The organism is Gramella sp. MT6, assembly GCF_019357415.1.
In the GTDB taxonomy this organism is placed as follows: Bacteria; Bacteroidota; Bacteroidia; order Flavobacteriales; family Flavobacteriaceae; genus Christiangramia.
This window is the reverse complement of the sequence record NZ_CP048410.1, coordinates 1,673,068-1,696,437: the sequence shown is the minus strand read 5'-3', so window position 1 is coordinate 1,696,437 and position 23,370 is coordinate 1,673,068. Positions and strand designations below refer to the sequence as shown.

At 38.8% G+C, this 23,370-nt stretch carries 21 protein-coding genes; 10 read left to right on the top strand and 11 right to left on the bottom strand.

Annotated features, from left to right (window positions below):
- Positions 1 to 17: 17 nt before the first annotated feature.
- Positions 18 to 569: a sigma-70 family RNA polymerase sigma factor gene (locus tag G3I01_RS07550; RefSeq protein WP_219552462.1), complete on the top strand. Its 552-nt coding sequence runs from the start codon at positions 18 to 20 to the stop codon at positions 567 to 569.
- Between the two features lie 2 nt (positions 570 to 571).
- Positions 572 to 838: a hypothetical protein gene (locus tag G3I01_RS07545; RefSeq protein ID WP_219552460.1), complete on the top strand. Its 267-nt coding sequence runs from the start codon at positions 572 to 574 to the stop codon at positions 836 to 838.
- On the opposite strand, the gene G3I01_RS07540 is transcribed toward G3I01_RS07545, so the two are convergent.
- Positions 807 to 1,646, bottom strand: coding sequence for a hypothetical protein (locus G3I01_RS07540; RefSeq protein ID WP_219552458.1), 840 nt, complete (start codon positions 1,644 to 1,646; stop codon positions 807 to 809). The two genes, G3I01_RS07545 and G3I01_RS07540, sit on opposite strands and share 32 nt — an antisense overlap.
- A gap of 135 nt (positions 1,647 to 1,781) precedes the next feature.
- Between G3I01_RS07540 and gcvP the strand changes: the two genes are divergently transcribed.
- The 4 genes from gcvP to G3I01_RS07520 all read left to right on the top strand — a co-directional run bounded on the left by gcvP (position 1,782) and on the right by G3I01_RS07520 (position 7,244).
- Positions 1,782 to 4,631 carry an aminomethyl-transferring glycine dehydrogenase gene (gene gcvP, locus G3I01_RS07535; protein ID WP_219552456.1) on the top strand — a complete coding sequence of 950 codons (2,850 nt, stop codon included), beginning with the start codon at positions 1,782 to 1,784 and terminating at the stop codon, positions 4,629 to 4,631.
- 128 nt (positions 4,632 to 4,759) lie between these two features.
- Entirely contained in the window at positions 4,760 to 5,821 is a 1,062-nt protein-coding gene (locus G3I01_RS07530; protein WP_219552454.1) for a ketoacyl-ACP synthase III, read from the top strand.
- Between the two features lies 1 nt (position 5,822).
- Positions 5,823 to 6,344, top strand: coding sequence for a class I SAM-dependent methyltransferase (locus G3I01_RS07525; protein ID WP_219552788.1), 522 nt, complete (start codon positions 5,823 to 5,825; stop codon positions 6,342 to 6,344).
- Between the two features lie 51 nt (positions 6,345 to 6,395).
- Positions 6,396 to 7,244, top strand: a complete 849-nt coding sequence (locus G3I01_RS07520; RefSeq protein WP_219552452.1) for a glycosyltransferase family A protein — start codon at positions 6,396 to 6,398, stop codon at positions 7,242 to 7,244.
- A 3-nt stretch (positions 7,245 to 7,247) separates the two neighbouring features.
- On the opposite strand, the gene pafA is transcribed toward G3I01_RS07520, so the two are convergent.
- Positions 7,248 to 8,879: an alkaline phosphatase PafA gene (gene pafA, locus G3I01_RS07515; protein ID WP_219552450.1), complete on the bottom strand. Its 1,632-nt coding sequence runs from the start codon at positions 8,877 to 8,879 to the stop codon at positions 7,248 to 7,250.
- A gap of 115 nt (positions 8,880 to 8,994) precedes the next feature.
- Here pafA and G3I01_RS07510 point away from each other — a divergent pair, with 115 nt between their 5' ends.
- Positions 8,995 to 9,732 carry an ABC transporter permease gene (locus G3I01_RS07510; RefSeq protein WP_219552448.1) on the top strand — a complete coding sequence of 246 codons (738 nt, stop codon included), beginning with the start codon at positions 8,995 to 8,997 and terminating at the stop codon, positions 9,730 to 9,732.
- Between the two features lie 3 nt (positions 9,733 to 9,735).
- On the top strand, positions 9,736 to 10,500 hold the full coding sequence (locus tag G3I01_RS07505; RefSeq protein ID WP_219552446.1) for an ABC transporter ATP-binding protein: 765 nt from the start codon (positions 9,736 to 9,738) through the stop codon (positions 10,498 to 10,500).
- Here the strand turns inward: G3I01_RS07505 and G3I01_RS07500 are convergent, their stop codons facing one another.
- From G3I01_RS07500 to porV, 9 genes are all read right to left on the bottom strand, one after another.
- Positions 10,501 to 11,934, bottom strand: coding sequence for a DUF389 domain-containing protein (locus G3I01_RS07500; RefSeq protein ID WP_219552444.1), 1,434 nt, complete (start codon positions 11,932 to 11,934; stop codon positions 10,501 to 10,503).
- 2 nt (positions 11,935 to 11,936) lie between these two features.
- The gene (locus tag G3I01_RS07495) at positions 11,937 to 13,028 is read right to left on the bottom strand and encodes a mannose-1-phosphate guanylyltransferase (protein ID WP_219552442.1); all 1,092 of its coding nucleotides are present in this window, start codon (positions 13,026 to 13,028) and stop codon (positions 11,937 to 11,939) included.
- A 4-nt stretch (positions 13,029 to 13,032) separates the two neighbouring features.
- Complete coding sequence (locus G3I01_RS07490) at positions 13,033 to 13,632, bottom strand: SprT-like domain-containing protein (RefSeq protein ID WP_219552440.1); 600 nt, start codon at positions 13,630 to 13,632, stop codon at positions 13,033 to 13,035.
- A gap of 3 nt (positions 13,633 to 13,635) precedes the next feature.
- The gene (locus tag G3I01_RS07485; protein WP_219552438.1) at positions 13,636 to 14,319 is read right to left on the bottom strand and encodes an SDR family NAD(P)-dependent oxidoreductase; all 684 of its coding nucleotides are present in this window, start codon (positions 14,317 to 14,319) and stop codon (positions 13,636 to 13,638) included.
- A complete protein-coding gene (locus G3I01_RS07480; RefSeq protein ID WP_219552436.1) occupies positions 14,319 to 15,287 on the bottom strand; it encodes a M20/M25/M40 family metallo-hydrolase in 969 nt (322 codons plus the stop codon). Before G3I01_RS07480 ends, G3I01_RS07485 begins: the two co-directional genes overlap by 1 nt.
- A 62-nt stretch (positions 15,288 to 15,349) precedes the next feature.
- Positions 15,350 to 17,047, bottom strand: a complete 1,698-nt coding sequence (locus G3I01_RS07475) for a pyruvate dehydrogenase complex dihydrolipoamide acetyltransferase (protein WP_219552434.1) — start codon at positions 17,045 to 17,047, stop codon at positions 15,350 to 15,352.
- Positions 17,048 to 17,050: 3 nt separating this feature from the next.
- Positions 17,051 to 18,052 carry a pyruvate dehydrogenase (acetyl-transferring) E1 component subunit alpha gene (pdhA, locus tag G3I01_RS07470; RefSeq protein ID WP_219552432.1) on the bottom strand — a complete coding sequence of 334 codons (1,002 nt, stop codon included), beginning with the start codon at positions 18,050 to 18,052 and terminating at the stop codon, positions 17,051 to 17,053.
- 110 nt (positions 18,053 to 18,162) lie between these two features.
- Positions 18,163 to 18,645 carry a cytidine deaminase gene (cdd, locus tag G3I01_RS07465; protein ID WP_219552430.1) on the bottom strand — a complete coding sequence of 161 codons (483 nt, stop codon included), beginning with the start codon at positions 18,643 to 18,645 and terminating at the stop codon, positions 18,163 to 18,165.
- Between the two features lie 82 nt (positions 18,646 to 18,727).
- A complete protein-coding gene (gene porV, locus G3I01_RS07460) occupies positions 18,728 to 19,879 on the bottom strand; it encodes a type IX secretion system outer membrane channel protein PorV (protein ID WP_219552428.1) in 1,152 nt (383 codons plus the stop codon).
- Positions 19,880 to 20,297: 418 nt separating this feature from the next.
- On the opposite strand from porV, the gene gldJ reads away from it, so the two are divergent.
- Together gldJ and murF are read left to right on the top strand one after the other, a co-directional pair.
- Positions 20,298 to 21,992: a gliding motility lipoprotein GldJ gene (gene gldJ / locus G3I01_RS07455; RefSeq protein ID WP_219552426.1), complete on the top strand. Its 1,695-nt coding sequence runs from the start codon at positions 20,298 to 20,300 to the stop codon at positions 21,990 to 21,992.
- Between the two features lie 66 nt (positions 21,993 to 22,058).
- Positions 22,059 to 23,369, top strand: coding sequence for a UDP-N-acetylmuramoyl-tripeptide--D-alanyl-D-alanine ligase (murF, locus tag G3I01_RS07450; RefSeq protein WP_219552424.1), 1,311 nt, complete (start codon positions 22,059 to 22,061; stop codon positions 23,367 to 23,369).
- The last annotated feature ends 1 nt before the right edge of the window (position 23,370 follow it).

The window sequence follows — 23,370 nt, the reverse complement described above, 5'->3', positions numbered from 1 at the left end:
CCGATGAAATTTAAATCATGCCTGCTAACAACCTCGACCCTAATAAATGGGTCGATAGATATTCAGACTACCTTTTTAATTACACGATTGTTCGCGTGAACAATCGTGAGGTAGCGAATGATCTTATTTCAGAAACATTTTTAGCAGCACTAAAATCTGCCAAATATTTTAAAGGCGAAGCCAGTGAAAGAACCTGGTTAATTTCGATTTTAAAAAGAAAAATCATAGATTACTATCGCAAAATTAATTCGCGAAAAGGCCAGGCAGAAGTCAAGATCAATTATTCTGATGATTACAATGAGGGAGAATGGCTGGAAGAACAGGTAGCTGATCAATTTGACAAAACTGCCGAGGATGAAATGGAGAATACCGAATTAGGGCTTGCCATCCTTGAATGCCTTGACAGCATTAATGAAAAGCACGCTGAAATATTTAAAAGAAAGACAATTGACGGGGCAGATACAGAAGCCATCTGTAATGAATTTAATATCACGCCGTCTAACCTTTGGGTTATAATACACAGAGCCAGAACCGCTTTGGCTGCCTGTTTAGAAAAAAATTGGTTCTAATTATGAGTAATAAAAGCAAGTTTTTTTTTATAGACTGTTCCGAAGCCGCAGAATGCTGCAACAAGTCCCAATATAAGGAAGCGAAATTTTTAGATAAGGTTAAACTACTGCTTCACTTATCCTTCTGCAAGACCTGTAGAAGATTCTCTTCAAATAATTCCAAACTCACCGGTTTGATACATAAATCAAAGATCGAAACCTGCCCGGAAGAAAAGAAAAACCAATGGCGCGAAGAGATCAAAAAGGAACTGGTAGAAGAAAGAACCTAAGTATTAAATACCCCACCAAATACCATATTGGCAAGGATTCTACCCAAAAAGAAGAATAATATTTATTCTGATCCTTACCAGACCCCCATAAAAAAACCCCACTTACCATTAGCATTACCACTAAAGCAAAAAATTCAGTAGATCGGAAAGAGTTTTGCAGTAATTCAGCCGAGAATATCAGAAGAATTAAGATCAATCCAAATATTTTAGTTCTGTAAACGCCCAGTTTTTGAGGAATCGTTCCCAGCCGTTCATTATCGAAATTCAGATCCCTAATTTCAAATGGAAGCGTTAGCAGGATAACAAGCATTAGTCGCTGAATAAAATCTACTATCAAATCTATTCCGAGATATTTTTCAGCATTTATCAATGGTAATAAAACTGTACTTCCCGCCCATACAAACCCAATAATGAAAATTTTCAACCCCGGAAGACTCCGCAAGTTCTTACCCTCACCAAATACAGGAATAGCATAAAAGATCGTAAAAGCACCAAGTATGGCCGTAGCAATTAGTACCGAAAGTTTTAATTGGAAGGTGAAATAGATAAGTATCAAGAAGCAAAACAACGAAAACACTTGAATATATCTCAGGTTTCTGGCCAGGCTTAGGTGGTATAGTTTGGCAATACCTGCATATTTCACAAAATTATATCCGGTGATAGTAGCAAAGAAAATAAAAAAAAGCAGGTCGAGGTCTATGAGCAGGTCGTATTCAAAAAAAGTGATGAGCGTAAAGGCCACCACTGCTAAAGAGACATGAATACTACTATTTATATAGAGTTCAAAAGCATTTTTTAAATACTTCATCCTACGAAATTACACATTAATTTAAACTGAAGAATCTCCCCTTAAAATCTTAACAACTGTACATCCCTAAACTGTAAAAAATTAGCTTGAAATTATGTATTTTCGCAGCACAAAAAACACAACTATTTTATTCTAATGAGAACAGATTCTTTCGCATTACGTCACATAGGTCCTAAAGCAGAAAATCTACAGGAAATGCTGGACACTATCGGCGTTGAGTCTATAGAGCAACTAATTTACGAAACCCTGCCAGATGATATTCGTTTGCATAGCCCGCTAAACCTTCCAAAGGCAATGAGCGAGAACCAGTATGCAGAACATATCAAAAAGCTTTCTGAAAAGAATAAGGTTTTCAAAACTTATATTGGTCTAGGATACCATCAGGCTATTCTGCCAGCGGTGATCCAGCGTAATATTCTTGAAAATCCGGGTTGGTATACTGCCTATACGCCATATCAGGCAGAAATTGCTCAGGGACGCCTTGAAGCACTGTTGAATTTCCAAACCATGGTAAGTGATCTTACCGGAATGGAGATCGCTAATGCTTCTCTATTAGACGAATCCACAGCGGCGGCCGAAGCAATGGCACTTTTACACGCCGTGCGTGACCGTAAGCAAAAGAAAGCTGAAGTAAATAAATTCTTTGTTTCTCAACAAGTACTTCCGCAAACTATCTCTTTGATGGAAACCAGGGCAAATTTCCTTGGAATCGAAATGGTGGTTGGTGATCATGAAAAATTTGATTTTTCAGAAGAATATTTCGGAGCTTTGGTGCAGTATCCGGGTAAATTCGGACAAATTTTCGATTATGCAGATTTCGTGGAAAACTGTAAAAACGCGAATATCAAGACTGCATTCGCAGCAGACATACTTAGCCTGGTAAAACTTCAGGCTCCAGGGGAACTTGGAGTGGATGTTGTTGTTGGAACCACCCAAAGATTTGGAATTCCGCTTGGATATGGTGGCCCTCACGCAGCGTTTTTCGCCACCAAAGAAGAATATAAGCGTAATCTACCTGGAAGAATCATTGGTATAACTAAAGATCTTGATGGTAATAACGCGTTGAGAATGGCTCTTCAAACAAGAGAGCAACATATTAAAAGAGACAAGGCTACTTCAAATATTTGTACTGCCCAGGTTCTCCTGGCTGTAATGGCAGGAATGTACGCTGTTTATCATGGACCAAAAGGCCTTGAATATATAGCTAATACTGTTCATTCATCTGCAGTTGCTTTAGAAGATAGTATTAAAAAGTTAGGATTCGATCAACTGAATTCAGCATATTTCGATACGATCCACATAAAAGCAGATAGTTCGAAACTTAAAGAGATCGCTGAAAAGCACGAGATCAATTTCTTCTATCCTGATGCGGAAAGCGCCTGTATTTCTATAAATGAAACTACAACCACAGATGACCTTAACGCTATAATTGCTGTATTTGCTGAATTAGCTGGAAAGGAAAAATCTGAATTAGAAGAATTGCCAACAAGATCTGCAATTCCTGCGAACCTTCAGAGAAAGACAGAATTTCTAACTCATGAGGTTTTCAATCTGTATCATTCAGAAACTGAATTGATGCGCTATATCAAGAAACTAGAGCGTAAGGATCTTTCTTTAAACCATTCCATGATCTCTTTAGGATCATGTACAATGAAATTGAATGCGGCTTCAGAAATGCTTCCGTTAAGCAACCCGCAATGGGGGAATTTACACCCGTTTGTACCAGTTGAGCAGGCAGAAGGTTACCAGATCGTATTAAAAGAATTAGAAGATCAGCTAACCGAAATTACAGGATTTTCAGCGACTTCCCTTCAACCTAACTCAGGTGCTCAGGGAGAATACGCCGGATTGATGGTGATAAGAGCTTATCATGAAGCTAACGGGGATTCACATAGAAACATCTGTTTGATCCCTTCTTCAGCTCACGGCACCAACCCCGCTTCTGCAGTAATGGCCGGAATGAAGGTTGTGGTTACCAAAGCTTCTGAAAATGGAAATATCGATGTGGATGATCTTAGAGAAAAGGCCATCAAATACAAAGATAATCTTGCGGCCTTAATGGTTACCTATCCTTCAACCCATGGTGTTTTTGAATCTGCAATTCGTGAGATCACGAATATCATTCATGAGAATGGCGGCCAGGTTTATATGGATGGTGCCAATATGAATGCTCAGGTTGGCTTGACCAACCCGGGAAGAATTGGCGCTGACGTATGTCACCTGAATCTTCACAAAACATTTGCTATCCCTCACGGAGGAGGCGGACCAGGCGTTGGGCCTATTTGTGTTGCTGAACAATTAAAACCATTCCTACCTGGAAACCCAATTATAAAAACAGGTGGAGAAAAAGCTATTGGTGCTATTTCTTCTGCTCCATGGGGATCTTCTTTGGTATGTTTAATTTCTTATGGTTACATAAAAATGCTAGGAACAGGCGGACTTCAAAAAGCTACTGAATATGCGATCCTGAATGCGAACTATATTAAAGAAAGACTTAAAGGTCATTATAAAACTCTTTATTCAGGAGAAAGAGGACGTGCTGCTCATGAGATGATCATAGACTGCAGACCTTTTAAAGAACAGGGTATAGAAGTTACAGATATCGCAAAACGACTTATAGATTATGGCTTCCACGCTCCTACCGTATCTTTCCCTGTTGCCGGAACGATGATGATCGAGCCTACCGAGAGTGAAAGTAAACCAGAGCTTGATCGTTTCTGCGATGCATTGATTTCAATTAGAAAGGAAATTGAAGAATGTACCTCAGATGAGCCTAATAACGTATTGAAGAATGCGCCTCATACCATACATATGCTAACTTCAGATGAATGGAAGTTATCTTATTCGAGAGAAAAAGCGGCATATCCTTTAAGCCATTTACACGACAATAAATTCTGGCCAAGTGTTAGAAGAGTTGATGAAGCTTATGGTGACAGAAACTTGATGTGTACCTGTCCTCCAACTGAAGAATATGCTGAAGTCTAAGGACTCAAAAGGAAACAAAAAGAAAAACCTGTCAGCTGGCAGGTTTTTTTTCGACCAAAATTTCACCTAATTTAATAGCTCTTTTGGAGTATTTAATTAAATTGTAAACTTAATTTTAATAAAGTCTGATGAATTGCAAAATCACGGGAACTGGAAGTTATATACCAAATGTTATTACTAAGAATGCAGATTTTGATCAACATGAGTTCTATAATCTTGATGGATCAAATTTCCCCCATGATAACGAAACTACTATTCGGAAATTCAAGGCGATCACTGGAATCGAAGAAAGACGTTATATAGACGAAAACCTCAACACCTCAGATATCGCAGTAATTGCAAGTCAGAAGGCTATAGAAAGTTCAGGTATAGATCCTGAAACATTAGATTATATAATAGTAGCCCATAATTATGGTGACGTTAAATCTAATTCCAACCAGAGTGACACCGTTCCCAGCCTGGCTACAAGAGTAAAATCCCACTTAAGGATCAAAAATCCACGTTGTGTTGGATACGACCTCTTATTTGGTTGCCCCGGATGGATCGAGGGTATGATCCATGCACAGGCTTTTATTAAAGCCGGAATGGCAAAAAAATGTCTTGTTATTGGAGCAGAAGCTTTATCAAGAGTGGTTGACAAACATGATAGAGATTCCATGATTTTCTCTGATGGTGCAGGCGCTGTGATTGTCGAAGCTACCAGTGATAAAGAATCTGGAATTCTTTCGCACGAATCTGCTACTTTCTCTTTTCAGGAATCTGAATATATTTACTTTGGAAAATCCAATAGCACTGAGGCTTCTGAAGACGTCAGGTATATCAAAATGCACGGGAGGAAGATCTACGAATTTGCTTTGACCAATGTCCCAAATGCAATGAAAGAATGTCTTGAGAACAGTGGCAAATCAATTAATGATCTAAAGAAAATTTTCATTCACCAAGCCAACGAAAAAATGGATCATGCCATTATTAATCGTTTCTATAAACTTCACGGATTAACCGCACCAGAAGACGTTATGCCAATGACCATTCACGAACTAGGTAATAGCAGTGTTGCCACAGTACCAACTCTATTCGACCTGGTTACCAGAGGAAAGATCGAAGGTCAGAAACTTGAAAAAGGAGACATAGTACTGTTTGCAAGTGTAGGCGCAGGAATGAACGTAAATGCGATCACTTACGAGATCTAGAATGTACGAGAATAGCTTCCCTGAAAAACGTTATCAAAAGACTTTAGAATTTTTAAAAGAACTGGTGCCTCCACCGGCAAAAGTGCTTGATCTTGGAGTGAAAAATCCTTTTTCGGAGATCATGGAAGAACATGGTTATGAAGTGACCAATACTTCTGGTGAAGATCTTGACAATGACTTTTCAGCAGTAAAGATTGAGACTTACGACCTGGTCACTGCCTTTGAGATATTCGAGCATCTTTTAGCTCCTTATAATATTCTAAGAGAGATAAAAGCAGATAAGATCGTGGCAAGTGTTCCTCTTAAATTATGGTTTTCTCCTGCCTATCGCAGTAAAACCGATAAATGGGACCGGCATTACCACGAATTCGAAGACTGGCAATTCGACTGGCTTTTTGAGAAAAGCGGCTGGGAGATCAGGGAAACTTTAAAGTGGACCAATCCTGTTAATAAAATAGGGATCAGACCAATACTTCGGAAATTTACTCCGCGCTATTATGCGGTTTACGCGGAAAGAGCCTAAGCTTGTAAAGCTAAAATTCTATCTTAGCACTTCAAAGTAAAAAGACCTTCCTTGAAGATAGATATTGTAATACCAGCTCATAATGAGGCAAATTTTATAAGCCAGACATTGCAATCTCTTGCAGACCAAAGCCTATTGCCAAATAAGGTCGTGGTAGTTGATGATAGCTCTACCGATAATACTTCTGAAATCATCGAAAAGTTTACTTCCAAATATCCTTTCATCGAACTGGTTAGAAACGATTCTTCAAACGAACATGCTCCCGGAAGCAAGGTTATAAATGCATTTTATAAAGGCTATTACAAGCTCGAAGATGAATTTGACGTCATCTGCAAATTCGATGCAGATCTTATTTTTCCAGAAAATTATCTCGAAAAGATAGTCGGGCATTTCACGAATGATCCAAAGGCAGGAATGGTCGGCGGCTTTTGCAGTATCCAAAGAAAGAACCAGTGGATACCTGAAAATTTAACTGGTAAGGACCATATACGCGGAGCACTAAAAGCTTACCGCAAACATTGTTTTATTCAGATAGGAGAATTAAAACCCGCCATGGGCTGGGACACTGCAGACGAATTACTGGCAAGATTCCACGGATGGAAAGTTGTTACAGATGAAAGCTTGCTCGTAAAACATCTTAGACCTACCGGAATGAACTACTTTGAGCATTCTGGCCGCAAACAGGGAGAAGCCTTTTACAGATTGAGATATGGCACCATGCTTAGCCTGATAGCTTCGGCCAAACTGGCTGCTATGAAAATGAATCCTTTTGCGTTTCTTCATTATGTCTCGGGATATTTTAAGGCCAAAAAGAAAAAACGACCCTTTCTCGTTTCCGAAGAAGAAGGTCGTTTTATTAGAAAATTACGTTGGGCGAATATTCGAAAGAAGATCGCCTAGAGTTTATTTATCCAGCATTTCGCTTAGAGGTTTACCTGTTGCGGCGTTAGGGAAAGCGATCCCCAGCATCGCTGAAATCGTAGGAGCAATATCATTAATATACGCTTGCTTATAGGTGCTACCTTTTTTAACTCCCTTTCCGAAGAAAATAAGAGGTGCATGAGTATCGTAAGAGAAACCGCTACCGTGAGTTGTTCCTGTCTCCGGGAAAACGATATAACCTGGATCCATCACGTAAACAACATCACCGCTTCTTTTCTGGTTGAAACCATTTTCTATTAAACTGCCAATTCCCTTATCAAAAGAACCGCTCTGCAACTGTTTCCTGGTAAATGTTCTAGAAATGTTATCCTGCTGAAGCAAAAAATACGCGATCTTATCCTGCAATTCATCTGCATCAACTTTCTCTTTGCTTAATTCTGTATAATTAAAGAAAACCTGACCATTTGAAATATTAGCGATCAATTCTTCAGAATCATATTCTTCGGCAACAAACTGTCCAAGTTTCATGATCAATTCTGAATCCTGAAAATTACCCGCTGGTATCTTTTTTGACTTTAAATAATTTGGAACATCTGCTGCGCCGTGATCTGCAGTCAGGAAAACAGTATACTCACCTGCTCCAACAGTTTCATCCAGGTAATTCAGAACATCTGCTATTGCAAGATCGAGCCTCATATAAGTATCCTGTACTTCTTTGGAATTCACCCCAAAGTTGTGACCTACATAATCTGTACTGGAAAAACTAAGCGTTAGCACATCGGTAATATTATCTTTTCCAAGTTCCTCTCCTTTTATGGCCGCTTTTGCAAATTCAGCCGTTAGATCATTCCCAAAGGGAGTAGCTTTGATCAACTCATAATTTCCATTTTCAGGAGCGATCTTCTTAAGATCGTAAGGAAAAGAAGCCGTTTCCATTCCATTAAACCCACCTTCAAATTCATTGATATCACTTCCGCTTTGGGAATAAGTATCTATATTTTTTAAAGGTTCCCATGTTTTAAGGTAGGATTCAGCTTTATCAGACTTATTGAAATCCTGTACCCATTTAGGCAATTCTTCCATGTAATAGGTACTGCTAATCCAATTAGCCTCTGTTCCTCCATTGAACCAATAAGCCGCATTGGCAGTATGACCTGCCGGTAGAATTGCGCCCCTGTCTTTTAGAGCAACGCCAATGGTTTTACCTTTCATTTGTGTATGCAGCCTGTTCTCGTCTGCAAAAGTGGTAGACAACATTCTATTTGGAGACATTTCTCCTGCCCTGGTTTCAGTACCCAGAGATTGCACAGATGGATCACTCGCACAATAAACAAACTGATCTTCAAATTTATTAAACCAGCTATTGCTGATTATCCCATGATATGCAGGAGTAGTACCGGTAAATACCGAAGCATGTCCCGGTCCTGTATATGTTGGCACATAGTTGAAATGAGTATTTTTAAAGGTGAAGCCATCGTTCACAAGACGCTTAAAGCCTCCCTCTTCAAACTGATCCCAGAATCGTGTTAGATAATCATACCGCATTTGATCTACCACGATACCAACAACCAATTTGGGGTTATCTTTTATAATCTGAGCCTTTAAGGGCGACAGTCCAATAAATAGAAATAATGCAAAAAAATAGCGTTTCATAAGATTTAAAATTTAAAACACCTCAAAAATACTAAACTTCAAACGCTAAAGTTTAATTAAGCCTTAAATACTTTAGAGCGAAATTTTAGTATTTTAGCTTTTCAAAATTCAATTAATGACCTACCTGCACTCCATTGGGGAATATTTTTTAATGCTTAAGGGAGTTTTTGGCCGAATGACTAAACGTTCGGTTCTTAGAAATCTCATATTTAAAGAGATCAATGAATTGATCATGGGGTCATTAGGAATAGTGGCATTCCTTTCCTTTTTTATTGGTGCGGTTGTGGCTATTCAAACTGCCCTTAACTTAAATAACCCGCTTATACCAAAAACCCTGGTTGCATATGCAGCAAGGCAATCTGTTATTCTGGAATTCGCTCCTACATTTATCTCGATCATTATGGCAGGTAAAGTTGGATCTTTTATTACTTCCAGTATCGGCTCTATGAGAGTTACTGAACAGATCGACGCTCTAGAGGTAATGGGAATAAACTCAAAGAATTACCTTATTTTCCCTAAGATAGTTGCTATGATGACCTATCCTTTTGTCATCGCGATTTCAATGTTTCTAGGCATCGCGGGTGCATATACCGCTGCGGTTCTGGGAGGATTTGTGACTTCAGATCAATTTATTACAGGTTTACAGGATGATTTCACTCCATTTCATCTTACCTACGCCTTTATAAAGACCTTCTTATTTGCCTTTATTTTAGCAACTGTTCCCTCTTACCATGGTTATTATATGAAAGGTGGAGCACTGGAAGTTGGAGAGGCCTCAACAACCTCTTTCGTTTGGACAAGTGTGGTATTAATTGTAACCAATTATTGTGTTACTCAACTCTTATTAAGCTAACAAATGATACAGGTAAAAAATCTACATAAGGCATTTAATGAACAGGAAGTTCTTAAAGGTATCAATTATACTTTTGAAAGAGGAAAGACCAATTTGATCATTGGACAGTCAGGTTCCGGGAAGAGTGTATTTCTTAAATGTATGCTTGGTCTTTTTAAGGCAGATAAGGGGACTATTGAATATGATGGCAAACCTTACTCCAGTTTTTCTGATGAAGAGCAACGTGAGCTTAGAACAGAAATGGGAATGCTTTTTCAAGGAGGCGCATTATTTGATTCGATGACTGTAGAAGAAAATGTCATGTTTCCATTAACCATGTTTACCAGGCAAAAGAAAAGTGAAATGCTGAAAAGGGTTCACGAAGTGCTGGAACGAGTAAATTTGGAAGGAACAGGAAATAAGATGCCTTCAGAAATTAGTGGTGGGATGCAAAAAAGGGTTGCGATCGCCCGGGCCATAGTTAACAAGCCAAAGTATCTTTTCTGTGATGAGCCTAACTCTGGGCTGGATCCTCAAACAGCTACAGTTATTGACAATCTTATCATGGAATTAACCCATGAGAATGACATCACTACTGTTCTTATTACCCACGATATGAATTCTGTATTGGAAATAGGTGAAAGGATAGCATTCTTAAAAGAAGGTGTGCTTGCCTGGAAAGGTACCAAAGAAGAGATCTTTAAAACCGATGACGAAGCCGTCACCGAATTCGTTTATTCATCAAATTTATTCCAAAAGGTTAGGAAAGCTCAACAACAGGGAATGTAATTAACGCACATTCTTGATTGCAAGCGTATCGAGATTTAACCTTACTTTCATCCATTTTTCAAATTTTTCCTGCTCTGTTTTCAGCTGAGAATTATTTAAACTGGAATTCCAGGTCACGGTAAATGTTGGTATCGTATCCTGACGATCAAAATTGGTAGAAATAAGATTAGAATACCCCATCTGCTCTATATTCTCATAATTGATCTTTGCTTCCTTGCTAAGATCTGAAAATGAAAAAGCATCACCTCTATACTTGGATAGTTCAGATTCCAGGAGTTCTATTCGCTTATCTTTATCTTCTAAAGCTTCCTGATTCTTCACATAGAGATCTTCTAGTATCCCACTTCTTAATTGCGTAGAAAGTCTGTCTATATCCTGAGTCTGATCTGCACCCTGATGAACAATAAGCTTTGCTTCTTTTAAAGCTTCGATCTCCCCCATTCTTTCCTGCCAGGTTTCGATGGTTCCGTAAGGGACCCTGTTCCCAATAAGATAAACATCGATGGTCTTATCTTTAAAACTACTGGTAGATTTCAAAGCTTCAGTTCCTGTAAACCTTACTGTCTCTGAAAGAAATTCTCGTGCTTTACTTTCAAAAACCTGCTTCCTTAACAGGTTCACGAAAAGAATCACACTAGGGATCATTACAATGACTGCTATGGTAGAAGCTATTTGAGCTGTTCTCCTTCTTCTTTTACTATTGGCGTATCTAACCAGAGGAAAGCCTAATAATTTAGCCACTACAAAGGTTGACAATGCAATAAAAACTGCGTTAATAGAAAATAGATACAAAGCTCCCAGTGCATAATGCCATTTTGCATTTGCCAGACCATAACCAACTGTACATAATGGTGGCATAAGTGCTGTAGCGATAGCAACACCAAGAATAACGCTTGCAATAGTCCCTTTCTTAGTTTTAGCAACGATCAAAGCAAGACCACCAAAAATAGCAACAAGTACATCAAGAATAGTTGGGTAGGTTCTGGCAACAAGTTCAGGCGTTTCCTCTTTAACCGGCGAAATAAGAAAATATACACTAGCAGTTAATACACTTAAGCCTACCATGATACCAAGATTCACAAAAGATCGCTTAAGAGTGTCTACATCATTGATGGCAACAGACATTCCCACGCCAACAATTGGTCCCATTAATGGTGAAATAAGCATGGCACCGATAACAACCGCCGTACTACTAACGTTTAGTCCTATGGATGCAACAAAGATGGAAAATATAAGGATCCATGCATTATGCCCTTTAAACGAAATATCTCTTTGAACAGCTTCAACCGTAGATTCTCTGTCGGTATCTTCTCGTATATCCAGCAGGCGGCTTAAGAAACTCCTTGCTTTTGCATGTATTTCTTTCGCGTCTTCACGCAGGTTCTCACCTCCAGAGGCCTTAGTGACCTTTTCCTTATTTTCTGTATTTGCCATTTTTAACCAAGGTCTTCGCCAAACTCCTTCATCACCTTCTCACGTATTTCTTTAATTTCCTGTTCATCAGATTTTGGAACGATCATTAGGACATCCTTATCCTCTACGATGATATAATCTGAAAGTCCTTTCAAAACTACTATCTTTTTATTAGAAGTAGAAATAATATTATTATCAGCCTGTTGAACCACCAGCCTGGAGTTTATCGCTGTATTTCCATTTTCATCCTGGGGTAATTCGTTTTGTACAGAAGACCAGGTACCAAGATCACTCCAACTGAAACTTACCGGAATCACAAATACAGAATCAGACTTTTCCATAATTCCATAATCTATAGAAATGTTTGCAGCCTGAGTGTAATATTCCTCCAGAAAAGCTTTTTCCTCCTTTTTATTCCACATCTCATCCCCTTTTTCAAAAAGACTGTACATTTCAGGCAGGTGTTCTTTAAAACTTGCCACAATAAATTTTGTGCTCCAAATAAATATACCAGCGTTCCATACATAATTACCTTCTTCCAGGAATTTCTCAGCCTTTTTAAGCCCTGGTTTTTCGGTAAATCTCTCTACCTTTCTTAGAGGCTCACCAGCATCCTTATCATATTTTATATATCCATATCCGGTATTCGGAGAACTTGGCTGAATTCCAAGGGTAATAAGGCGGTCGTCCTCTTCAGCATAATCAAAAGCGCTTTGGATCGCATCCATAAAATCTGCTTCTTCTTTTATCCAGTGATCGCTTGGGGCTACTACAATGAGAGAATTCGGATTTTTCTTATAGATCTTTAAAGCACCAAGTAAGATACTTGGAGCTGTATTCCGCATCTCAGGTTCAGGCACTATTTGCTCGTCTTTAATATGCGGAATCTGTTCCTTTATCATATCTACGTATTTCTTATTGGTAAGCACGTAAATATTTTCAGCAGGAATCAAACCAGATAACCTCTTAAAAGTAGTTTGAAAAAGAGTTTCACCTACCCCGAGAATATCTATAAATTGTTTAGGATTAGATGCTTTACTGGAAGGCCAGAATCGTGATCCAACACCACCCGCCATAAGAATTGCATAATAATTGTCCTTTTTTGTCCCCGTCATAATTTTAAGCCTTAATTAAATGTACTTCAGCATTAGGCTGAAAAAGATATATTCTCCCGGTATCCATCTCCAGACATTCATATCTTTTGATCTTTTTTGGACCTTTTTTGAATGTTTTCCCATTATGGATCTTAAATAAACTCCCGGAAGGGATCTCAAAAATATAGTTTTTATCATTTTCCGGATCAAAACTTTTTAGCGCCACAGATAATTTTGCATCGGTATCACTACTGGCCTTTGGATTCCTGAAATGATTTGCTATTACCGGAAGCAGGGAATTCGGAAATATTTCAGGCCTTATAAAAGGCAACATCAAACTTCTGAAACAATGCTTCCATTCTGCCCCATGTGGTTTAATGTTCCTGCCATATTTTTCAAAAGCTATAAGGTGCGCGATCTCATGAATACTTGTGATCAAAAACCTGTATTTATTCAAATTGGCGTTAATGGTTATTTGCTGTGAACCATCTGGCATTCTCCTATAATCCCCATGCCTGGTTACCCGTTCGTTCACGATCTTAAGATGAACACCGTTCATTTTAATAAGTGCTGATACTGGTTCCACGGCATTCGCAGGCAGGTATTTGGCAAGGATATCCTTCATAGACTATGGCGTGCTGTTAGACACCTGCAAAATTTTACCATTATATAGTTTATGTCCCTTCAAACTAAAATCTGCAATATATTCTGCCATTTCTTTGGCAGAAACCGGTGCTTCATAACCCGGAAATGCCTCTTCCAGCATTTCGGTTTGAACTGCACCTAATGCCAGCGCATTAAACGAAGGTCCTGTTTCCTTATATTCTTCCGCCAGTAATTCTGTAAGAGTAAGAACAGCTCCCTTACTACTGCTATATGCAGCCAGTCCCGGGAATTTCATACTACCCTGGACTCCCCCCATGCTACTTATATTTAAAACATGTGAGTCTTTATGCATAAAAGGCAATAGTTTCCTGGTGACCTCAGCCACGCCGAGAACATTCACTTTATAGATTTTACTAAAATCTTCCCATTGAGAATCTGCAAACGATTTATTTAAAAGAGCGCCGGCATTATTAATAAGAACATCTACTTTTGAATCCCAATGATGAGTAATATAACTTTCAGCTTTCAAGTGGCTGTCCTCATTTGTAATATCAAAAGAGAATGCTTTTACATTTTCTAATGATAGGTCTGATACCGTCTTTTCATTTCGGGAAAGTGCCAGTACGTTATGTCCCATCCCGGCAAAAATAGAAACCAGCTCAAAACCTATTCCCCTACTTGTCCCGGTAATTACTATATTCTTCATTATAAATTCATTTTAATTTCCTTATCAGCCGTATTCGCTATCTTTTGAATTCCGGGAATAAGGTCTTCAATTAATTCTGCCATATGCCGGGCATCAAGATATTCAGCTTCATCATCTACATGGTGATAATAGGAATAATTTGAAAAATCGAAAGTAGAAATAGTCTGGGCCGGCACATTGAATTCTTTATAAAATGGATAATTATCGCTTCTTTTAAAAAGGTTCATTTGTCCAGCTTGAGGAAGAAAACCTAAGACCTGCTCCCCTCCGGAATATTCATTGAACTTTTCAGCCAGATTAGACCTATCAAAACCGGTAATATAAGCCTTATAATCCTTGGCCTTCATAGGCACCCCAATCATCTCCAAGTTTATCATAGCATAAAGATCGACCTCATCTTCCTTTAATCTTTTTGCAAGATGCTCCGAACCTTTCAAGCCCAATTCTTCTCCTGAAAAAAGAGCAAAAATTATACTTCTCTTATTATCACCACTGGCGGCTAATTGTTTGGCCAGCTGAAGGACTCCAACGGTTCCTGCTGCGTTATCATTTGCTCCATTGGCAATATCATCACCATCTATAGTTTTTCCATGACCAATATGGTCATAATGCGCTCCAATGAGAATAAACTCATTTTTGAGGTCCTCATCTGTTCCTTCCAGCAACCCAACTATATTATATCCTTTGCGATCATCTACCTGGAACTCGTCCCGATAAGTAGTAAAATAAGGTTCAATATCAGCCTCTGTGAAATGCTCCTCAATATATTTAGCAGCCTTTTCAATACCCTCACTGCCAGTTTCTCTTCCGGCAAGTTCGTCTGAAGACAAATAATTAAGATCTTCCTGAACTTCCTCAACTGAAACTTTATTCGAGTTGGTTTTTGAAGATTGGGCTAAACTTATTTGAAACAAGAACAGCATTAGTAGAAATGCGTTAAAGCGAAGTCTAATCTTATATTTTCTCATACTGCTAAAGATAAAAAAATCCCGCGATTAAGCGGGATTCAAAATATTATTAGAAGCTTGAATTAAGCTAGCATAGTCACTGGATTTTCAAGATACGTTTTTAAGGTTTGCAAAAATGCTGCTCCCGTTGCGCCATCTACTGTTCTGTGATCACATGCAAGGGTAAGCTTCATTGTGTTACCAACTACGATCTCTCCATTTTTAACCACCGGCTTCTCAACAATAGTTCCTACTGAAAGGATAGCAGAGTTCGGCTGGTTAATAATACTCGTGAATTCTACAATTCCGAACATTCCCAGGTTGGAAACAGTAAAAGTACTTCCTTCCATTTCAGCTGGCTGGATCTTTTTATTTCTTGCTTTTCCAGCAAGGTCTTTTACATTACCACCAATTTGAGTAAGCGACATTTGATCTGCAAACTTAAGAACCGGAACCACAAGACCTTCGTCAACCGCTACAGCAACTCCCATGTGGATATGCTTGGCGATCTTCATGGTATCACCCGTCCACTGGCTATTTACCTGTGGATGCTTCCTTAGAGCCATAGCAGATGCTTTAATCACCATATCATTGAAAGAAACCTTAACATCTGGCATTTCATTGATATGCTTACGTGAAGCCATGGCATTTTCCATATCTACTTCTATCGTAAGATAATAATGCGGTGCAGTGAATTTAGATTCACCCAGACGCTTAGCTATAACCTTACGCATTTGAGAATTCTTACGCTCTTCAAAGCTTTCTTCTCCTGCAGGAGTATAAGGCTGTGCTGTTGCTGTGGTTTTTTCCGAAGAATCGGCTTTTGCTTCAGCAGGTTTTTTCTCTGAACCTTTAAAGTTCTCTATATCTTTCTTTACAATTCTTCCATTCTCACCAGAACCTGAAACTTCAGAAAGATCGATACCTTTATCTTCTGCCATTTTTTTAGCTAGAGGGGAAGCAAATATTCTTGCACCATCTTTAGCCTGAGAATCGCTACCAGATTTTTTCTCTTCAGCATCCTGCTTTTCAGAATCTTTTGAAGAATCTGTCTCTTTTTCTTTTCCAGAATCTTCAGATTTCTTTGACTTTTTGCTTCCGCCGCCTGAAGTATCAATTTTAGAAACATCGGTTCCTTCAGGACCAATAATCGCAAGAAGACTGTCTACCTTCGCAGATTCACCTTCCTGTATACCGATCTTTAAAAGAGTACCATCGTAGAAAGATTCAAATTCCATCGTTGCCTTATCGGTTTCGATCTCGGCAAGAATATCTCCCTCTTCTACTTTATCTCCCTCTTGCTTAAGCCATGCTGCCACGGTTCCTTCTTCCATGGTATCACTTAAACGAGGCATTTTTATAATTTCAACACCTTCTGGCAGATCTCCATCTCCTCCTTCGGAATCATCTGAATCTTCAGAATCATCAGATTCATCATCAGACCCAGATTCTTCTTTTGAATCCTTCTCCTCAGATTTCTCATCTTTTTTATCTGAAGAATCACCGCTTTCAGCTTCTTTGATAAGGTCTGAAATATCTTCACCTTCCTCACCAATTATAGCAAGTAGTGCGTCAACCGGCGCTCCGTCTCCTTCTTCAACACCAATATGCAGCAAAGTACCTTCATAGAAAGATTCAAACTCCATCGTCGCCTTATCGGTTTCGATCTCGGCAAGAATATCTCCTTCTTCTACTTTATCTCCTTTTTGTTTCAGCCACTTTGCAACAGTACCTTCTTCCATGGTATCGCTCAAACGTGGCATTTTGATTACTTCTGCCATAGTTTAGTCTAATTTATGTGCTAGAAACGGATAATTTTCCTGTTCGTAAACAACGTCATACATAACATTCTTGTCAGGGAAGTCAGATTCATCTGCGAATTTCTCACATTCTGCAACCTTTTCCTTAACGCGTTTATCGATTTCTTTAATTTCTTTATCTGAAGCGTATTTCTTCTCCTTAATAATATCACGAACCTTAGTTATAGGATCCAGTTTTTGATATTCAGCAACCTCATCCTTGGTACGATACTTTTGAGCATCACTCATAGAATGACCTCTATATCTATAGGTCTTTAATTCCAGGAATGTAGGACCATCTCCTTTTCTTGCCCTTGTGATCGCTTCGTCCAGAGCTTCAGCAACCTTCACAGGATCCATCGCGTCTACCGGACCACAAGGCATTTCATAACCATTACCCAACTTCCAGATCTCAGTATCTTTAGAAGTACGGGCAACTGAAGTTCCCATTGCATAACCGTTGTTTTCTACACAGAAAACTACCGGAAGATTCCAGTTTACGGCCATGTTTAATGTTTCATGAAGAGAACCCTGTCTAACTGCACCATCACCCATAAAGGTAAGAGTCACATTATCTCTTTTGTGATATTTATCTGCAAATGCTAGCCCGGCTCCAAGAGGTATCTGACCTCCTACAATTCCGTGACCACCATAAAATCTCTGCTCTTTAGCGAAAATGTGCATAGAACCACCAAGTCCCATAGATGTACCTGTCTTCTTACCATAAAGCTCTGCCATTACTCTTTTAGGATCTACTCCCATCCCGATTGGCTGAACATGGTTACGATAGGCGGTGATCATACGATCCTTCTCAAGATCCATTGCATGAAGTGCACCGGCTAAGATAGCTTCCTGCCCATTATATAAATGTAAAAACCCTCTAACTTTCTGTTGAATATAAACCTGCGCAAGTTTATCCTCGAATTTGCGCCAGAACAACATATCCTCGTACCACTTTAAGTATGTGGCTTTTGTAATTTTCTTCATCTAAAATTTATATTTAAAGGCCAGACAGATTGGTTTTGCCAAGCGGATAACAAAAATACTATTTTCGTTAAGAAACGAAAACAGTTTTGTAGCAAAAAATAACGAAAACCTTATAGACAGGAACTATCGAAAATTAAAGGCAATAGATCCTTTACAGAATCGGCCTTTACAACCTTTCCGGTTTCCCCCATAAAATATAGCTCTATAGGCTCTTCCTGCTTTACTTCATATTCGGCTAAAGCCTGCCTGCATGCACCGCATGGTGGTACTGGCGAAACTACTTTATGCCGCAAAGATTTTGCAGTGATTGCGATCTTCAGGATTTTTGTCTCCGGAAATTTTGCTCCGGCGTAATAAACGGCCGTCCTTTCAGCACATAAGCCAGATGGATAGGAGGCGTTCTCCTGATTGCTACCAACCACAATTTCTTCATTCTCCAGGTAAATGGCTGCTCCTACTTTAAACCTGGAATAAGGAGCGTAGGCAGTATCTCTAACCTCAACCGCTTTTTGCATTAATTCCTGAATATCTTCAGGGACCTCATCAATAGAATCGTAAACTTCTAAACGTGAAGTAATCGTAAGTGGCTTCATAAATAATAATTGGAAAGACAAGATAACAGAAACCTAACGGGTTTCCGGTCCTTATAAGATAGTTTTAAGAAATATGCTTTTTCTAATTAGAGTAATTGTCACCAAAGTTAAAACTAAGTCCGAACCTCAAAGTTCCCTCTAATGGACTTGGTACCGAAGAAGTGGAAAACAAATAAGAAGCATCGATCACAACAGACTCATAAGCAAACCCGGCTCCCATGGAGAAAAATCTCCTGAAACCCTTCTCTTCACTTTCATTGAAGTAACCAGCTCTCAAAGCAAATTTCTCCTGATACCAGTATTCTGCTCCTAAAGCTATAGTAATTTCTTTCATTTCTTCCGAGAATCCATCTGGAGCATCGCCAAAAGACTTAAAGATACCTTCGATAGACCCAATTTCATTATACTCCTGGTCATCTTCAGCATCTATATCGCCATCACCATCGAAATCCTGAGGAGTTGGCACTAATAATTTATTGAATTCAACATAAGTCCCTAAACGGTTATCTGCATCGAAAATAAAATCAAATCCAGCTCCGAGCTTCAGGTTAGTAGGAATAAAGTTCTCCTGCCCTGCATCATCATATTTCATTTTAGGCCCAATATTTGAAATATTTGCACCTAATCTCCACCTTGCATCGAAATTACTTAGAACTAATTGTTCCCCTTCGTAATACGCAGCGACATCAACCCCAAAGGTAGATGCAGCTCCAAGATCCTCTAAATCCTGTAATCCCAGATCTGATCTTAAATACCTACCAGCAACTGCCATGGAAAAGGTTTCACTTAATTTTAGTGAGTAAGAGAGATCAAGGGTAAGATCATTTGGATTAACAGTATTAGGAAATTGCTCAAAAGTCTCTCTTGTTTCTATATTACCAAGACTAAAATATCTCAAACTTGCAGAAAGAGCACTTCGGTCATCCAGCTTATGATAATAATTTAAGCTTCCCAGGAATATATCATTTACGATCTCACTTAAATAAGGAGTATAAGACACAGCAACTCCATTTTCCCTGATTGCAAAAGCATATTTCGCTGGATTCCACTGCTGCGAAAACACATCTGGGGAACTGGCAACGCCCTGATCTCCCATTCCGGCAGCACGAGCATCGGCAGCTACTAATAAAAATGGAACAGCTGTTGTAATAACCCTATCCCTGTCGTCCTGTGCAAAAACTGAAAAATCGGCGAACAAAATTGCCGTTATCAAAAAGAATGTAATTTTTTTCATTATCGTAGTTAATGATAAACAAATATATAGTAATATTCCTGTTAAGAAAGAACCAATGCTTGAAAAAGCTTTCTCAACCAGATAAATGCTGTAAAATCAAAATGATAAATAAATTAAGGGTTATTGAATATAACTCAATTTAATTGAATTTATTGCAGAGAAAAGACGAGAGGTATAAAAATTCGGTAAAATTTACAAGTGAAGACAATTTCCCGAAATTTTTATCGTTTAAATTCGTCATGGTTTTGCATACCATAAAAGCTTAGAAATAAACCGAATATAAAACAAAGTTAGGTTATAGCATATCAGAGAGTTATAGGAATTTCCGGACTTTCAGAATTAACAAAATAATCTTGTACATTTATCGTTAATTAGTATATTGCAAAGCCTAAATTTCTATCATAAAGAAGGAAATAATATGAATTTGAATGTAGCTTTAAAAGGCGTTATTGCTGTAGTTTGCGGCCTTAGTTTACTTAGCTGTAATAAATCCAATAATTACAAAAACACCTCCAGAGCCACCGGTTGGGATATAAATTCTGACGAAGGTGGATTCCAGTACAATACAGATTATAAGGAACAGGAAGCTGCTCCGGGTCTGGTTTTTGTTGAAGGCGGAACCTATACTATGGGACGTGTTCAGGATGACCCTATGCACGACTGGAATAACACTCCAACTCAACAACACGTGCAGTCTTTCTATATGGATGAGACCGAAGTAACCAACAAGATGTACCTTGAATATCTTGACTGGTTGAGACGCGTTTTCCCTCCAGAGGAAGATAACTATAAGAATATTTACAACGGTGCACTACCAGATACATTGGTATGGAGAAATAGATTAGGTTATAATGAGACCATGGTAACTAATTACCTACGTCACCCTGCCTATGCCGAATACCCTGTTGTTGGAGTTAGTTGGATCCAAGCTGTAGAATTCAGTAAATGGAGAACAGACCGGGTTAACGAACACCGTCTTGAAGAAGAAGGCTTTATTAAAGAGGGCGCACATATTACTGATGCCAGCGCATCTTCAACTTTCAACACAGAAACTTACATCCACACCCCTAGCAAAGCTTACGGCGGAAATACCGAAATTAGCCAGGGTGGAGATGAATCCCAGGACAGATTAAGTGAAACCGACGAAGCAGGTAACCCTGTGAAAAAAGTTTACCCTGGTCGTGAAAGCGGACTTATTTATCCTGAGTACAGACTTCCAACTGAAGCTGAATGGGAATATGCTGCACTTGGATTAGTTGGAATTAGAAATTACAACACCTATAGAGGTAGAAAAAAATATCCATGGGATGGACAGTACACCAGAAACGGTGATGTTAAGAAAATGGGAGACCAGTTAGCAAACTTCAAACAAGGAGATGGTGACTACGGTGGAATCGCTGGATGGAGTGATGACGGCGCCGATATTACTGCTGAAGTAAAAAGCTACGAGCCTAACGATTTTGGTCTGTATGACATGGCTGGAAACGTTTCTGAATGGGTAGCCGATGTTTATCGTCCAATCGTTGATGATGAATTTAATGACTTCAACTACTACCGTGGAAACGTTTATACTAAACACGCAATAAATGAAGACGGTACGGTAAAAGTAGTAGGAACCGATGATGTAGTATATGACACTTTAAGCAATGGTAAGCTAGTAGCAAGAAACCTTCCTGGTGAGATCGCCCAGGTACCAGTGACCGAAGAAGACACCTACATGAGAACTAACTTTACAGAAAGTGATCAGAGAGACTTTAGAGATGGTGATAAAAGCTCAAGTAGATATTACCAACCATTTCAGGAAATGGAAGAAGATCCATCTAAAAGAATGTATAACTCTCCAACTTATGATAATTTCACTTATGCAGATAGTTCTGCAGAAGGAGGAATTACTTCAAGAGGTTACGATAAAGAAAAGAGAACAAGCCTTATTAGTGATGAAGTAAGAGTTTATAAAGGTGGTAGCTGGAAAGACCGCGCTTACTGGCTGGACCCTGCTCAGCGACGTTACTTCCCACAGGATATGGCAACAGACTATATTGGATTTAGAAATGCTATGTCTAGAGTTGGATCAAAATCATTAGATAAAAACAAGACCGCTAGAAGTAATTAATAATTTCAGCATAAATTATACTTAAAGCCCTAACATGTTTAGGGCTTTTTTTATAGCTTTAATTTTATGAATACAGCCAGACTCCATCAACGATTTCTACTTTGCTCAGGTGCGGACACAGATACCAGAAAAATTAGAAAAGATAGTATGTTCTTTGCCCTTAAAGGCGATAATTTTAACGGGAACGAATTCGCTGAAGATGCACTTAAAAAAGGAGCACGTTACGCCATAATAGACGACAAGAAATACGCGAAGAACAAGGAAGAATATATTGTGGTGAAGAACGCTCTTGAAACACTTCAGAAGCTGGCTATCTTTCATCGAAATTATTTAGGAATTCCCATCCTGGCAATAACGGGCAGCAACGGGAAAACGACCACCAAGGAGCTGGTACATTCGGTTATCTCTCAAAAATTCAAAACCATTGCTACAAAAGGTAATTTAAACAATCATATTGGAGTTCCTTTAACTCTCCTGTCAATGGATGATCAAACTGAATTCGGGATCGTTGAAATGGGCGCTAACCACCTGCTTGAGATCGAATTCCTGTCCACAATAGCTAATCCAGATTATGGATATATAACAAACTTCGGAAAAGCTCACCTTGAAGGTTTCGGTGGTGTAGAAGGCGTCATAAAAGGCAAAACTGAATTATATAAATATCTCCAGGAAAACCACAAACTCATCTTCCTAAATCTTGATGATGATATTCAGAAAAAACATGAAAATTACAGCCATACTTTTAGCTTTGGGGAAAGCCGGCTCGCAGATGTGAAAATAAAGTACCAGAAGGGACTTGAACATGCTCAGCTACATTATAATCAAACAGATTTCAAAAGCCAGTTAACCGGGGATTACAATACTACCAATATCGCCGCTGCTTTATGTATAGGTCTCTATTTTAAGGTTGAATTTGGGAAAATTCAAAGCGCTATTGAAAACTATACACCTAGCAATAATAGATCCCAGGTAATTAAAACCGGGAATAATGTAATTATCATGGATGCTTATAATGCCAATCCAACAAGCATGTTTGCCGCTTTAGAAAATTTTAAAAACCTTAGAACTGACAAACAAAAAATAGTGATATTGGGTGATATGTTCGAACTAGGTAGCGCCGCTGCGACAGAACACCAGGTGATTGCTAATTATATATCCAACAGTGATTTTTCTGAATCCTATCTCCTTGGCGAAAACTTCAAACTTACTGATACCAGCAGTGACTTTATTTTCAAGTTTAAGGATTTTGAGAAGCTAAAAGAGCACCTTGATGAAAGCGATTTCCAAAATTGCTATTTCCTTATTAAAGGATCAAGAGGAATGGCTATGGAAAGAGTTTTGGAAAGCCTACAGGTTTATACCAGAAGCAATAATTAAG

What these genes read in the sequence shown, in the direction of transcription:
- G3I01_RS07475 (WP_219552434.1), bottom strand. Translation starts at nt 17,047, where the DNA reads ATGGCAGAAGTAATCAAAATGCCACGTTTGAGCGATACCATGGAAGAA.
- G3I01_RS07485 (WP_219552438.1), bottom strand. Translation starts at nt 14,319, where the DNA reads ATGAAGAATATAGTAATTACCGGGACAAGTAGGGGAATAGGTTTTGAG.
- cdd (WP_219552430.1), bottom strand. Translation starts at nt 18,645, where the DNA reads ATGAAGCCACTTACGATTACTTCACGTTTAGAAGTTTACGATTCTATT.
- G3I01_RS07490 (WP_219552440.1), bottom strand. Translation starts at nt 13,632, where the DNA reads ATGAAGGATATCCTTGCCAAATACCTGCCTGCGAATGCCGTGGAACCA.
- G3I01_RS07510 (WP_219552448.1), top strand. Translation starts at nt 8,995, where the DNA reads ATGACCTACCTGCACTCCATTGGGGAATATTTTTTAATGCTTAAGGGA.
- G3I01_RS07550 (WP_219552462.1), top strand. Translation starts at nt 18, where the DNA reads ATGCCTGCTAACAACCTCGACCCTAATAAATGGGTCGATAGATATTCA.
- G3I01_RS07505 (WP_219552446.1), top strand. Translation starts at nt 9,736, where the DNA reads ATGATACAGGTAAAAAATCTACATAAGGCATTTAATGAACAGGAAGTT.
- pafA (WP_219552450.1), bottom strand. Translation starts at nt 8,879, where the DNA reads ATGAAACGCTATTTTTTTGCATTATTTCTATTTATTGGACTGTCGCCC.
- G3I01_RS07540 (WP_219552458.1), bottom strand. Translation starts at nt 1,646, where the DNA reads ATGAAGTATTTAAAAAATGCTTTTGAACTCTATATAAATAGTAGTATT.
- G3I01_RS07530 (WP_219552454.1), top strand. Translation starts at nt 4,760, where the DNA reads ATGAATTGCAAAATCACGGGAACTGGAAGTTATATACCAAATGTTATT.
- murF (WP_219552424.1), top strand. Translation starts at nt 22,059, where the DNA reads ATGAATACAGCCAGACTCCATCAACGATTTCTACTTTGCTCAGGTGCG.
- porV (WP_219552428.1), bottom strand. Translation starts at nt 19,879, where the DNA reads ATGAAAAAAATTACATTCTTTTTGATAACGGCAATTTTGTTCGCCGAT.
- G3I01_RS07525 (WP_219552788.1), top strand. Translation starts at nt 5,823, where the DNA reads ATGTACGAGAATAGCTTCCCTGAAAAACGTTATCAAAAGACTTTAGAA.
- gldJ (WP_219552426.1), top strand. Translation starts at nt 20,298, where the DNA reads ATGAATTTGAATGTAGCTTTAAAAGGCGTTATTGCTGTAGTTTGCGGC.
- gcvP (WP_219552456.1), top strand. Translation starts at nt 1,782, where the DNA reads ATGAGAACAGATTCTTTCGCATTACGTCACATAGGTCCTAAAGCAGAA.
- pdhA (WP_219552432.1), bottom strand. Translation starts at nt 18,052, where the DNA reads ATGAAGAAAATTACAAAAGCCACATACTTAAAGTGGTACGAGGATATG.
- G3I01_RS07495 (WP_219552442.1), bottom strand. Translation starts at nt 13,028, where the DNA reads ATGACGGGGACAAAAAAGGACAATTATTATGCAATTCTTATGGCGGGT.
- G3I01_RS07545 (WP_219552460.1), top strand. Translation starts at nt 572, where the DNA reads ATGAGTAATAAAAGCAAGTTTTTTTTTATAGACTGTTCCGAAGCCGCA.
- G3I01_RS07480 (WP_219552436.1), bottom strand. Translation starts at nt 15,287, where the DNA reads ATGAGAAAATATAAGATTAGACTTCGCTTTAACGCATTTCTACTAATG.
- G3I01_RS07500 (WP_219552444.1), bottom strand. Translation starts at nt 11,934, where the DNA reads ATGGCAAATACAGAAAATAAGGAAAAGGTCACTAAGGCCTCTGGAGGT.